Source organism: Pseudomonas juntendi, assembly GCF_021560075.1.
Taxonomy (GTDB): domain Bacteria; phylum Pseudomonadota; class Gammaproteobacteria; order Pseudomonadales; family Pseudomonadaceae; genus Aquipseudomonas; species Aquipseudomonas juntendi.
In genome coordinates this window covers 2081912-2094281 of the sequence record NZ_CP091088.1, presented here as the reverse complement: position 1 = coordinate 2094281, position 12370 = coordinate 2081912, and the positions used below count along the sequence as shown (strand labels likewise).

At 64.5% G+C, this 12370-nt stretch carries 14 protein-coding genes; 5 read left to right on the top strand and 9 right to left on the bottom strand.

Annotation, left to right across the window (positions count from 1 at the left end; translation table 11 throughout):
- Positions 1–100 precede the first annotated feature (100 nt).
- Together L1P09_RS09685 and L1P09_RS09680 are read right to left on the bottom strand one after the other, a co-directional pair.
- Positions 101–391, bottom strand: a complete 291-nt coding sequence (locus L1P09_RS09685) for a hypothetical protein (RefSeq protein ID WP_009683845.1) — start codon at positions 389–391, stop codon at positions 101–103.
- A 58-nt stretch (positions 392–449) separates the two neighbouring features.
- Complete coding sequence (locus L1P09_RS09680) at positions 450–1055, bottom strand: arylesterase (RefSeq protein WP_009683844.1); 606 nt, start codon at positions 1053–1055, stop codon at positions 450–452.
- Between the two features lie 10 nt (positions 1056–1065).
- Between L1P09_RS09680 and L1P09_RS09675 the strand changes: the two genes are divergently transcribed.
- Positions 1066–1749 carry an ABC transporter ATP-binding protein gene (locus tag L1P09_RS09675; RefSeq protein ID WP_054905364.1) on the top strand — a complete coding sequence of 228 codons (684 nt, stop codon included), beginning with the start codon at positions 1066–1068 and terminating at the stop codon, positions 1747–1749.
- Positions 1749–4256, top strand: a complete 2508-nt coding sequence (locus L1P09_RS09670; RefSeq protein ID WP_235768756.1) for an ABC transporter permease — start codon at positions 1749–1751, stop codon at positions 4254–4256. Before L1P09_RS09675 ends, L1P09_RS09670 begins: the two co-directional genes overlap by 1 nt.
- 48 nt (positions 4257–4304) lie before the next feature.
- Here L1P09_RS09670 and greB read toward each other — a convergent pair whose 3' ends face one another.
- From greB to L1P09_RS09650, 4 genes are all read right to left on the bottom strand, one after another.
- Entirely contained in the window at positions 4305–4778 is a 474-nt protein-coding gene (greB, locus tag L1P09_RS09665; RefSeq protein WP_009683840.1) for a transcription elongation factor GreB, read from the bottom strand.
- 10 nt (positions 4779–4788) lie between these two features.
- Complete coding sequence (locus tag L1P09_RS09660) at positions 4789–5097, bottom strand: hypothetical protein (RefSeq protein WP_009683839.1); 309 nt, start codon at positions 5095–5097, stop codon at positions 4789–4791.
- 248 nt (positions 5098–5345) lie between these two features.
- Positions 5346–5783, bottom strand: a complete 438-nt coding sequence (locus L1P09_RS09655; protein ID WP_235768755.1) for a DoxX family protein — start codon at positions 5781–5783, stop codon at positions 5346–5348.
- Between the two features lie 113 nt (positions 5784–5896).
- Positions 5897–7300 carry an MltF family protein gene (locus L1P09_RS09650; protein ID WP_235768754.1) on the bottom strand — a complete coding sequence of 468 codons (1404 nt, stop codon included), beginning with the start codon at positions 7298–7300 and terminating at the stop codon, positions 5897–5899.
- A 153-nt stretch (positions 7301–7453) separates the two neighbouring features.
- Between L1P09_RS09650 and L1P09_RS09645 the strand changes: the two genes are divergently transcribed.
- The 3 genes from L1P09_RS09645 to L1P09_RS09635 all read left to right on the top strand — a co-directional run bounded on the left by L1P09_RS09645 (position 7454) and on the right by L1P09_RS09635 (position 10308).
- On the top strand, positions 7454–8248 hold the full coding sequence (locus tag L1P09_RS09645) for a TatD family hydrolase (RefSeq protein WP_009683836.1): 795 nt from the start codon (positions 7454–7456) through the stop codon (positions 8246–8248).
- Positions 8249–8386: 138 nt separating this feature from the next.
- Positions 8387–9865 carry a methyl-accepting chemotaxis protein gene (locus L1P09_RS09640; RefSeq protein ID WP_235768753.1) on the top strand — a complete coding sequence of 493 codons (1479 nt, stop codon included), beginning with the start codon at positions 8387–8389 and terminating at the stop codon, positions 9863–9865.
- 74 nt (positions 9866–9939) lie between these two features.
- A complete protein-coding gene (locus tag L1P09_RS09635; protein ID WP_235768752.1) occupies positions 9940–10308 on the top strand; it encodes an Mpo1-like protein in 369 nt (122 codons plus the stop codon).
- Between the two features lie 23 nt (positions 10309–10331).
- Here L1P09_RS09635 and L1P09_RS09630 read toward each other — a convergent pair whose 3' ends face one another.
- From L1P09_RS09630 to L1P09_RS09620, 3 genes are all read right to left on the bottom strand, one after another.
- Positions 10332–11129, bottom strand: coding sequence for an acyl-CoA thioesterase (locus tag L1P09_RS09630; RefSeq protein WP_235768751.1), 798 nt, complete (start codon positions 11127–11129; stop codon positions 10332–10334).
- A gap of 77 nt (positions 11130–11206) precedes the next feature.
- The gene (locus L1P09_RS09625; protein WP_235768750.1) at positions 11207–11986 is read right to left on the bottom strand and encodes a CHAD domain-containing protein; all 780 of its coding nucleotides are present in this window, start codon (positions 11984–11986) and stop codon (positions 11207–11209) included.
- Between the two features lie 14 nt (positions 11987–12000).
- Positions 12001–12279 (bottom strand): hypothetical protein, encoded by a 279-nt coding sequence (locus L1P09_RS09620; RefSeq protein WP_003259403.1) that lies wholly within the window; start codon positions 12277–12279, stop codon positions 12001–12003.
- Positions 12280–12370 lie beyond the last annotated feature (91 nt).

Sequence of the window (12370 nt, the reverse complement as noted above, 5' to 3'; positions counted from 1 at the left end):
CGAAAGGTGGGTCAAGAGAATCGATTGTACACCTGCACTGGTGCCAGCGGGAGGCATTGCTGAGCGGCAAGCGTTTCAGATGATGAAAGGTGCGAGTCGTTCAGCTGCCGTGCAGCTCAGGCCACACCGGGCGCATGCCCCGCCGCTGGGCATCGAGGATGGCCCGGCACAGCTCGCACAGGCGGCCATCGCGATAGATCGAGCGCGGCACCCCCGACCAGCGCGGTTGCGCGGGCAGCAGCCCACCGCACAAGGTACGATCTACCGGCACACCCAACTCCAGCTGCCGGGCCACCAGGTGCACGCGGACCTCCTGGCAGGCAAACAGGTCAAGCTGCTCATCGGGCTCGATCAATTGGTAGGCGTACAGGGACCAGGCGGGGCGCGGCATCGGTGGCACTCGAAACGGGGGGCGCAACATTAGCCGAAAGCTGCCCCCGTTTAAAGCATCACAGCAAGGGTTTTATCGCCGGCCAGGCATTTTCCAGCAAGCGCTGCTGGGCACCCTGGGCCGGATGAATGCCATCAGCCTGCATCAACTCTGGCACACCCCCTACCCCTTCAAGGAAAAACGGCACCAGCGGGACCTTTTTGTCCGCCGCCAACTGCTCATACACGTTGGCAAACGCACGGGTGTAGCGCACACCGTAATTGGGCGGCAGGCGCATGCCCAGCAGCACCACTTTGGCGCCAGCCTGCCGCGAGCGCTCGATCATCGAAGCAAGATTTTGTTGCAATTGCGCAGGCGGCTGCCCGCGCAGGCCATCGTTGCCGCCCAGCTCCAGTACCACCAGGCTGGGCTTATGCGCTGCAAGCAGCGCGGGCAAGCGCGCCTGGCCACCCGCACTGGTGTCGCCACTGATCGACGCATTGACCACCTTGGCGTCGAAACCTTCCTTCTCCAGCCGGGTCTGCAACAGAGAGACCCACCCCTGGCGGCTATCCAGGCCAAAACCGGCGCTGATACTATCGCCAACCACCAGCAACGTTCCCGCCGCCGCGCTCTGGGCCAGGCAATACAGGGCCAGACCGGCACTCAGCCACCTTATTCGCATCGGATTCTCCATGGGCCCCAGCATTCTCGTTGCGCAGAACCTTAGCAAAGTGGTCCCCAGTGCGGAAGGTGACCTCGCCATCCTGCACGCCCTGTCCCTCGACCTGGCCCAGGGCGACAGCCTGGCCATCGTCGGCGCTTCGGGCTCGGGCAAGTCGACGCTGCTTGGCCTGCTCGCCGGCCTGGACCAACCCAGCGCTGGCAAGGTGATACTTGCCGGGCACGACCTCGGGCCGCTGGATGAAGACCAGCGCGCCCGGGTGCGCGCCGAACATGTCGGCTTCGTGTTCCAGTCGTTCCAACTGCTGGACAGCCTCAACGCCCTGGAGAATGTCATGCTGCCGCTGGAGCTTGACGGGCGCAGCGATGCCCGCGAGCAAGCGCGCAACTTGCTTGAACGGGTCGGCCTTGGCGCGCGCCTCAGCCACACGCCACGCCAGCTGTCCGGGGGCGAGCAACAACGGGTGGCCATCGCCCGCGCCTTCGCCGCGCACCCTGCCGTGTTGTTCGCCGATGAACCCACCGGCAACCTGGACAGCCACACCGGCGAGCGTATCAGCGACCTGCTGTTCGAGCTGAACCAGGAGCGTGGCACCACACTGGTGCTGGTTACCCATGACGAACGCCTGGCCCGCCGCTGCCGCCGCCAGATCCGGCTGGACGCAGGCCGCCTGGTGGCAGCGGTGGAGGCCTGATGAAGCACATGCCGCTGTCCCGCCTGTGCGGCCTTGCCCTGCGCCAGTTGCTTCGCGACCTTCGTGCCAGCGAAGTGCGGGTGTTGTTCTTCGCCCTGCTGGTAGCGGTGGCAGCCAGCACCGCCATCGGCTATTTCGGTGCCCGCCTGAACGGCGCCATGCAACTGCGCGCCAGCGAATTCCTTGGCGCCGACCTGGTGTTGCAAGGCAGCGCCCCGGCCCGAGAACAACAACTCGCGGCCGGCCAGGCACTGGGCTTGCGCCACGCTCAGGTGGTCGAGTTCACCAGTGTGGTCGGCGGCGATAGCGGTATCCAGCTGTCCAGCGTGAAAGCGGCCGACAGCGCCTACCCCCTGCGTGGGCAGCTGCGCAGCGCCGCGGCCCCATATGGTGCTGAACGCCCGGGTGGCGGGCCGGCGCCCGGTGAAGCATGGGTGGAACCGCGCCTGTTGGCGGCCTTGGGGCTGTCGATAGGCGACAGCATCGACGTCGGCATGAAAACCCTGCGCATGAGCCGGGTACTGACCTATGAGCCGGACCGCGCCAACAACTTCTACAGCCTCACGCCGCGGGTGATGATCAACCTGGCCGACCTGCAGGCGACCGGGGTGATCCAGCCTGGCAGCCGGGTTACCTACCGGGACCTGTGGCGTGGCGACAGCGAAGCACTGGCGCAGTACCGCCAGGCAATTGAGAAAGGCCTGGCCGCCAACCAGCGCCTGCGCGATACCCGCGATGGCAACCAGCAGATCGGCGGCGCCCTGGGCAAGGCAGAACGCTACCTGAACATGGCCAGCCTGGTGGCAGTGTTGCTGGCCGGCGTGGCCGTAGCCTTGTCGGCCAGCCGCTACGCTGCACGGCGCCTGGACGCCAGTGCCCTGCTGCGTTGCCTGGGCCTGTCGCGCCGGCAGGCCCTTGGCCTGTACTGCCTGCAACTGGCCATGCTCGGCGTAGTAGCGGCGCTGGCCGGCGCGCTGCTGGGCTGGCTTGCCCAGCTGGGCCTGTTCCGCGTACTGCACGGCCTGCTTCCCAGCGTGGTCCCAGCCGGGGGCGTACTACCGGCCCTGGCCGGCATCGCCACAGGGCTGGTAGCACTGGCCGGCTTTGCCCTGCCACCGATCGCGGCGCTGGGCCAGGTGCCGCCATTGCGCGTACTGCGCCGCGACCTGTTGCCGATACCGCCCAGCAGTTGGCTGGTCTACGGTGCAGCCCTGTTCGCGCTAGGCCTGATCATGTGGCGGCTAAGCCTGGACCTGCTGCTGACCTTCGCCCTGCTGGCTGGCGGCCTGGTTGCTGCGCTGCTGCTCGGTGGCCTGCTGCTGCTCGGCTTGTGCAGCCTGCGCCGCTTGCTGGCCGGCGCCCCGCTGACCTGGCGCCTGGGGTTGGGCCAGTTGCTGCGCCACCCCATGGCCGCCGCTGGCCAGGCGTTGGCGTTCGGCCTGATCCTGCTGGCCATGGCCCTGGTCGCCCTGCTGCGGGCGGAATTGCTCGACACCTGGCAGGCCCAGCTACCCAAGGATGCGCCCAACTATTTCGCCCTGAATATCCTGCCAGACGACCGCGAGCCGTTCGCTCAGCACCTGCAGCAGGTCAACGCCGTCGCGGCCCCACTATACCCGGTGACACCGGGGCGGCTGGTGCAGATCAACCAACAACCGGTGCAGCAGATCGTCAGCAAGGATTCGGCAGGCGAGCGCGCCGTGCAGCGCGACCTCAGCCTGACCTGGGCCGCCGAACTGCCCGAAGGCAATGCGTTGACAGCCGGGAGCTGGTGGCAAGCATTGCCCGGCGAACACGAAATCCCCGGGGTATCGGTGGAGGCAGAGCTGGCCAAGAGCCTGAAGCTTCAGACTGGCGACCTGCTGACGTTCGATATCGGCGGCCAACAGCGCCAAGCCAGGGTCAGCAGCTTGCGCAGTGTGCATTGGGACAGCTTCCAGCCCAACTTCTACATGATCTTCCAACCCGGCACCCTGCAAGGTCTGCCGACCACCTACCTGACCAGCTTCTACCTGGCGCCGGGGCACGACCTGGACGTGGTGACCCTGTCACGTGCGTTCCCGGCAGTGACCATCCTGCAGGTCGATGCCCTGCTCGACCAACTGCGCAGCATCCTCGCCCAGGTGACCCTGGCCGTGGAATATGTGCTGCTGTTCGTCCTGGCGGCAGGGCTGGCGGTGCTGTTCGCCGGTTTGCAGGCAACGCTGGATGAGCGCATTCGCCAAGGCGCCCTGCTGCGTGCACTGGGCGCGCCCAGGCCGCTGCTGGTCAGGGCACGGCGGATCGAGTTCGGCCTGCTCGGGGCAGCCAGCGGGTTGTTGGCGGCCCTGGGTTGCGAACTGATCACCCTGGTGCTTTACCGCTATGCCTTCAATCTGCAGTGGGGGCCGCACCCCTGGTTGCTGTTGCTGCCATTGACAGGGGCTTTGCTGGTAGGCGGCGCGGGGGTGATAGGCACGCGGCGGGCGCTCAATGCCAGCCCTTTGGCGGTACTGCGGGACACTTGAGGCTGCATGTGCCGGCCCGGCATCCGGGCCGGCACATGCAGCCGCAATTCACTGGCCGTAGCTGATGCTGTTCACATACCACGTGGCTTCACCGGTAGGTGTGTGTACCAGCACCTCGTCACCCTCCTGCTTCTTCAGCAAGGCGCGGGCCATGGGTGAGTCGATCGAGATGTAGTCATTGCGGCCGTAGATTTCGTCATAACCCACGATGCGAAACTTCATGGTCTCGCCGTCGTCGTTCTCGATCTCGACCCAGGCGCCGAAAAACACCTTGCCTTCCTGCTCGGGGGAATAGGCCACCACCTTCACATCCTCGAGACGCTTGCGCAAATACCGCACCCGGCGGTCGATCTCGCGCAGCAGCTTCTTGTTGTACTGGTAGTCGGCATTCTCGCTACGGTCCCCCAGCGACGCCGCCCAGGCGACCTTCTGGGTGATCTCGGGGCGATAGACCCGCCACAGGTGGTCCAGCTCTTTCTTCAGCGCCGCGTGGCCTTCGCTGGTGATGATGTTGGTGCTCAACAAACGCTCCTCAGCGGCGGGTGATCAGGCCCTGGCGCGCGATACGGGTGAGGTGGCCGATGACCTCGGCAGCGTCCTGCGGGCCGGGCGACTGAATGACCGCAAGGTCGAAACGGTCCTGCCCATACTGCGCAAGATTGCAGGCGTCATCGGCGAACTGGATCAGGAATGCGCGTGCTTGGCCCTTGCGCCGGGACAGGCCTTCGAGGTGACGCAAAAGAGTGGGCTGATGCTGGCCGCCGAGCAGGATGCGCGGCGTGCGGGATGCCTGGTGTGCAGGCAAAGGGCTCAAACAGACACTGGTACGTGGGCAACTCATGGTGCTTCTCTCCGCCTCGCGAATCCCGCTGGGCAGCGGTGGGAGGCGTCACCGAACCAGCGCTTTAGCGGTATTTCGGACGAGCCGCACAAGGGGCTTTCCTGCGCCCCGCAAGTAGCTGTTTAAATCGGCGCAGGCGGTATGCTAGAGCGATGAGCTTCAAGTTGCAAGCGACAAGCCGCAAGCAGAAGCAGGCCGAGGAAAGGCCCGCCCTTGCTTGCGGCTTGTCGCTCACAGCTTGCAAAGGGTCAGCGGGCGATCAGGCGGTCCAGCGAGAAGCGCCCGGCACCTTCGATCATCACGGCAACGGTACCGGCGAGCAGCGCCAGGGCAAACTCGTAGCCGTTGTTGGACATGAACAAGCCATTGCCAATGTGCACCGAGAAAATCGCCACGATCAGGGTCACGCTCAGTGCCAGCGCCGCCGGGCGCGCCAGCAGCCCCAGCACCAGGGCCAACCCGCCGAAGAACTCGGCACTACCGGACAACAGGGCCATCAGATAACCCGGCGCCAGGCCGATGCTTTCCATCCACTGGCCGGTGCCTTCCAGGCCATAGCCGCCAAACATGCCGAACAGCTTTTGCGCACCATGCGCCACGAAGATGATGCCGACCAGTATGCGGATAATGCTCAGGCCAACGCCGGCACGGGTGGAAAACAGGGCATTGAGCGTGTTGTTGTTCATGGCGAAGCGTCCTTGAGGCGATGCAGTTATGTTGAGATGGACGCCATCTTAATCAGTTTCTAAGATATTAGAATCGCAAAAAACCCAGCATAGCTATCTAATAAATCGATACTTCATCGCTTGGCTACACGTTCAAGCGCTGCACGTTCGCGGTTGAATGCCAGGTAGTACTTGTTGACACTGTTGACGAAGTTCACCGGCCCCATGCCCACCTGCTCCATGGCAATACGCTCGGTCTGGAAGAACCATTGGTTGCCATTGAGCCCGCGTCGGCGAGCTTCGGCGCGCATGGCCTGAACGCGTTCGGGGCCAAGGTTGTAGGCAGCAAGCACGAACGCCATGCGCTCGCGCTCGTTGATTTTGGGGCTGGCGAAAAACGTGCGGCGGATCAGCGCCAGGTAGCGCGCGCTGGCCAGCACGTTGCCGTCTACCGTGGCCGTGTTGCTCACCCCCACACGCTGGGCTGCTGCCGGGGTGATCTGCATCAGCCCATGGGCCCCACCGCTGCCGCGTGCGGCCGGGTTCAGTGTCGACTCCTTGAACGCCAGCGCCGCCAGGTTCAGCCAGTCGATCTGTTGCGCCTGCCCATGCTTCTGCAACACCTCCCGCAGCGCTGCCAGACGCCGGCGGTCCTTGCTGGCCAACGGGTTGTGCACCCGATACTGGCGGCGGTAAATCCGCTCGAACGCGGCATCCTGGTTGTCTGGCGCCCGGTAACCCTTGAGGAAGCGATCGACTGCAGCGAGCAGCTGCGGCGCATCACGCCCGACATACCAGCGCATGGCCTGCGGCGGCCCCAGACGCACACCGCTGTGCAGGCGCAGGCGCGGCATCACCCGCGCCCAACGCCGGGCAATAGGCTGCTCCACCACGGTCAGGTGGTAGATGCCGGCCTGGACCATCTCCAGCACATCTTCCACGGCCAATGTCGAGTCGACCCACTCCACCTTGATCGGCGGCCGCTTGCGCAGGGCCAATTGCTGGTTGGCCTGCTGGATGAATGGGCCCGCCGCGCTGGCACTGGTCAATGCCACGGTTCGCCCCGACAGCTGCTCGAGCTTGCTGAAGCTGCGCTCGCCTTTGCGCCCGACCAGTGTCAGCGGCACCTGATCGAGTAGCGGTGCGCTGCTGCTGACACCGCGCACAGTGCCTGGGTCCAGCAGCTCGCCCGGTGCAGCAAGGTCGCCCTCGCCACGCGCCAGGGCGCCGAGCAATTGCTCCTTGGCCCGCGGTATGAGCTGCAGCTCGATCTGTTGATCATCGTCGCTGCGCGCGTTGAGGAAGTGTTCCAGGGCCCGCAGGCGGTAATACTCGATGCCGACCGGTTCGCCCTTGACCTCGCCCGAGCTATTGCGGCTTTGGTTGACCAGCACCCGCAGCACCTTGCTGCTGCGGATCTGCTGCAAGTCGCGAACCTTGGCAGGCGCAGGGTTATGTTGCGGCCCTTGGGTTTGCGCAAGGGCCGTCCCGGACAAGACCAGCCCGAGCGCCAACAGGAAAGTGAGCCAGAATCGCATGCGCAAAAAGATCCATTCGGGGGCGGCATCCAGGGTCGCACGCCAAGTGACAAATGACGGCAAAAGACCCCGGCCACAGCATGAAGTTCTTGGTTTTGTTCAGAAAAACCCGGTTTTTGCTATGCTGGCCGCTCCGCGGCACGAGAGACCACCATGCAACTGATCGATATCGGCGTCAACCTGACCAACAGCAGCTTCCACGACCAGCAGGCGGCCGTCGTCGAGCGCGCCATCGAAGCCGGGGTGACCCAGATGGTGCTGACGGGCACCAGCCTGGCAGTCAGCGAACAGGCACTGGAGCTGTGCCAGCAACTGGACGCCAGTGGCGCGCATCTGTTTGCCACTGCCGGCGTGCACCCCCACGATGCCAAGGCATGGGAGGCCGGTAGCGAAGGCCGGCTGCGCCAACTGCTAAGCGAGGCACGGGTACGTGCTGTGGGCGAATGCGGCCTGGACTTCAACCGTGATTTCTCCCCTCGCCCCCTGCAAGAAAAAGCTCTGGAAGCCCAGTTGGCGCTGGCCGTTGAGCTACGCCTGCCGGTGTTCCTGCATGAGCGCGATGCCAGCGAGCGCTTGCTGGCCATTCTCAAGGATTACCGCGACCACCTGAGCGCGGCGGTCGTGCATTGTTTCACTGGGGAGCGTGAGGCGCTGTTCGCCTACCTCGACATGGACCTGCACATCGGTATCACCGGCTGGATCTGCGACGAGCGCCGGGGGACGCACCTGCACGCGCTGGTGGGCAACATTGCCGAAGGCCGGCTGATGCTGGAAAGCGATGCCCCCTATCTGCTGCCCCGCACCCTGCGCCCCAAACCCAAGAACGGCCGCAATGAGCCGGCCTTCTTGCCGCAAGTACTGCATGAAGTGGCCTTGCACCGGGGTGAAACGGTCGAACATACGGCAGCGCACACCACGGCCACGGCAGGGGCGTTCTTCCAGATCTGAGCTGACGGGGCCGGTTGAGGCAGGAGAACAACACCGTTGTTTTTTCTTGATACACATCAACAACGGCCCTGGCACGAGCTGGCACAATGATGGCACCTTGCCAATATTGTTTCCGCTCAACTCAGAGAAGACCTGCCCATGGGTGCCTGGCTTAGCAATGTTTCCTTGAAGTACAAATTCTGGGCCGTCAACGCGGTGGCCTTTGTCACGACCTTGCTGCTGGTGGTGTATGCCGTGCACCTGGAGCAACGCGCCCGCGCCGAGGTGGCCCAGGTACAGGCGGTGCAGCAAGCCGAGCTGCTGGCTGCCTGGCCAAGCCAGCAGCCAATACCGCGCCAGGCCAATGTGATCAGCTGGTCAGCCGGGCAAACGCCCACCTTTGCCGGTGAACCGCTCGAGCGCCTGCGCGACGGCCAGGGCTGGGTGGACCTGCCAGGTGCCTGGGTGCTGGGCGACAACCCGCTGCGCGGCGCACAGGTCGTGCGCAGCGGCAATCAGTACATGGCGGTAGTGGCCCCGTCGCCCAGTCTGCGCCAGGTGTTCTTCGAACGCTTCAGCAATTACGCGGTGTGTGTCCTGATTCTGATGCTGGCCATGCTCGCTGCCTCGCAACTGCTCATCCGTTTTCTGCTCAGCCAGCTCAATACCCTCAAGGATGTGATACTGCACGTGGAAAAAACCGGCGACCTGGCAGCCCGTGTGCCACTGGCCTGTGGTGATGAGGTCGGCCAGATGGCCGGTGCCTTCAACGCCATGCAGGCCACCTACCACCGCGTCGTCAGCACCGTCGCCCACACTGCCGCGCAGCTGGACTCGGGCGCTGCGCGCCTGGCCGCCAGCATGAACGATGTGCGCCACGGCATGCTTGGCCAGCAAAGCGAAACCGACCAGGCGGCCACCGCCATCAACCAAATGTCGGCAACCGTGCACCACATCGCCCAGCATGCCGGCGCTACCCGTGACCTGTCCCAAACCGCCGACACCCTGGCCGGCAGCGGCAAAGAGGTGGTAAGCCGGGTCCAGGATTCGATTTCCGGGCTGTCCAGCGGTGTTCAGCAAACCGCCGAGATGATTCGCCAGTTGGCCGATGACAGCCAGAAAATCAACGGGGTCGTCAATGTGATTCACAGCATCGCCGAACAAACCAACCTGCTTGCGCTCAACGCCGCCATCGAAGCCGCACGCGCCGGCGACCTGGGCCGCGGGTTCGCCGTGGTCGCCGATGAGGTGCGCAACCTGGCCAAGCGCGTGCAAACCTCCACTGACGAAATCACCACAATGGTCTCGGCACTGCAGTCGGGTACCCGCGATGCGGTGGAGTTCATGCAGGAAAGCTCGTACAAGGCCGATGATTGCGTGCGCCAGGCTCAGGAAGCCGGTGAAGCCCTGGCCGAGATCACCGGTGCCGTGGCGCAGATGCGCGAGAGCAACACGCAGATTGCCGTGGCAGCCGAGCAACAAAGCCAGGTGGCCGAGGAAATGAACCGCGCGGTGGTGAGCATTCGTGATGTCACCGAGCAGACCGTGCAACAGACGGTGTGCTCGGCCACCACCAGTAGCGAGCTGGCGACCTTGGCTGGGGCGCTCAACAAGGCCATCGGCCAGCTCAAGCTATAGCCACCATAGCCAGCCTCGATTGGCCCCCCTGCGCGGGCAGCACTAAGCTTTGGGCATTGGATGAGGAAATGCCCATGAGTAAACGTCTGCCCAACCTGCCCGCCTGGCAATGGCGCGGCTACCACCATAACCACCGTCACCCGACAAACCTGGTGCTGCACCTGATTGCCGTCCCGTTGTTCATCCTGGGCGCGCTGCTGGTACTGTCGGGCCTGCTCGGGCTCGACCTGAGCCAGATCGCGGTGGGTATCATCGCCTTGGTTGCCGGCTTGGGCCTGCAGCGCCAGGGGCACCGCCTGGAAGCCCAGCAACCTGAGCCGTTCGCTAACCGCCAGGATGCCGTGCAGCGCCTGTTGACGGAGCAGTTCATCACCTTCCCGCGTTTTGTTTTCAGTGGCGCCTGGCTGAAGGCATGGCGGGAGCGCCACAAGCACCGGCGCTGAGCCGATGGCCCTGTGCCGGCCTGTCAGGCGAACACGGTGACAGTCTGCCGGCTCAGCGCCAGCAATTGACCTTGAGCGGTCCACAGGGCTGCTGCCGCATGGCCATAGCCATCCCGGGCATATTCGGTTTCAACGCAATAGCGGCACCAGTCCTGGGTAGACACCGTGACCACAGGCTGAATGAACTCGATCGTCCAGGTCAGCGTGCTGCCAGCTGCGGGTTGCTTCAGGAACGGCATCAGGCTCGGCGGCCACGCATCGACCAAGGCAAGCAGGTGCGCTTCATTGACGCGTTCGTCGGCGACATCGCGCAAGCGCACCCAACCGCCCATCTTCCTCGACTGATTACCACTGAATGGCAGCCCGCCCACGGCCCAGCGCAAGGCCACATGGCGCATGAATTCCGGCGTGACCCCCTTGATATAGGGCAGCTCCGGAGCCGCCTCTTCGAGCGCCTTCATTTCCGTAGCCGGTAACGCCGGTACCTGCACGACCGAAGGCCGCCCTGCCCCAAAGCTGCCTTGCACCAGCGTCACCACCTGGCCCGCCTGTACCGCGCGGCCAAGCAAGGTGCTGACCGCCTTGCCCTCGCGCAGCACCTCCACCTCGAAGCGGATAGGTACGTCTGCCGCTGCAGGGGCCACGAAGGTGATGGTCAGGGAGCGCGCTGGGCGGCTGTCACACAGCTTGAGGCGCATCGCCTCGTACACAAGGGCCGCCATGAGGCCGCCAAATGCCGCTCGGCCTTGCGCCCAGGTCGGCGGAATGCTGACTGCGTCGGGGTTGGCCCGCACGGCGTCGAGCAGTTGATTGAAATTCATGGACCGGCTCCTGCCTGCGGCGAAAAGGGTGTGCCCATCCTAGCCAGCTAACGCGGGACGAACAGCCCTCATTTCGGTCATTTTCCGGGCTGGCGCCGTGCAATGGCCTTGGCCAGCGCGGCCAAGGTCACATCGGCTCGTTGCTCGGCCTCCTGCAACTGCTGCTGCCAAACGGCTTGGCAAGGTGCCAGGTCGGCGTGGTCGCGCGCCTGTAGCAGCCACTGCAAGCGATCGTGCCAGTCGCCAAGGTCGGCCTGGGCTTTTTTCAGCAGACGCTGCAGTTTCCGGCCGGCATGCTGGAATTGCGGGTAGGCCTCGTCGCCATAGCGCGCACGCTTGATCAACAAACGTAGCCGGTGACGGTCGTGGTTGGGGTCCTGCAAGGCGTGGTGCAGTTTGTGCCACTGCTTGACCAAGCGCTTGTCGACGCGTTTGTCCAATGCCTTGGCCAAGCCTTCGCGGCCTGCTGCGCGCAGGAACAGTGGAAAGGCATCAACAATCGCCAGCACCCGGGCCAGCTGCTGGCTGCGAGCAACGCTGGCGTAGGTACTGCCGCGGCCTTGCATACGGCGTTGCCCAGCTTCGGTGTAACCGCTAGCGATCAGTTGCGCAGCCAATACTTCCTGGTCACGCAAGGGCGTGGTCAGGGCCCCCAGCGCGCTTGCAGCGGCCTCCAGCTGCTCCACCCCTGGCAGCCCCCTCAGTGGCCGCAGCAGGCTGCGTAGCCGCCGTACGGCAATACGCAGGTCATGCAGGGCCTCGCTGTCGGTATCGGCAGCCAGGCGTTCGCGACACGCCAGCAGGCGCACCTGCAGGGCCAGTATCTGGGCAACGACGGAGTCAAGCATGGCAGACATGGAACGCTCCTCGATCAACGCCCGGCGCGGGACTCACGAATGTAGAAGCGCGCCTTCTCGGCTTTGCGCGTGCAGCTTTCATAACCTTCGAACTGCTGCTGGGTTTTAGCACCGGTGAGTAACGACAAAGCCTTGGAATAACTCACGGCGCCGGCAAAGCCTTCGGCCTTGGCCAGGTCAAGCTCCTTCCAGGCGGCATCCAGCTGGGTCGCACAACTTTCTCGGTAGGCCGTCTTGCCTGCGCAGCCGGCAAGGGCCAGAGCAATCAGGGGAAGGCAGATCCAGGCTTTCATCGGTGATACCTCAAGGAAAAAAACGGTGGCATTTCGACGCCCCGGCAGTTCAAAAGTGCCCTGCCCGGCCGGCTTTGCCAAAGCGGTTTTA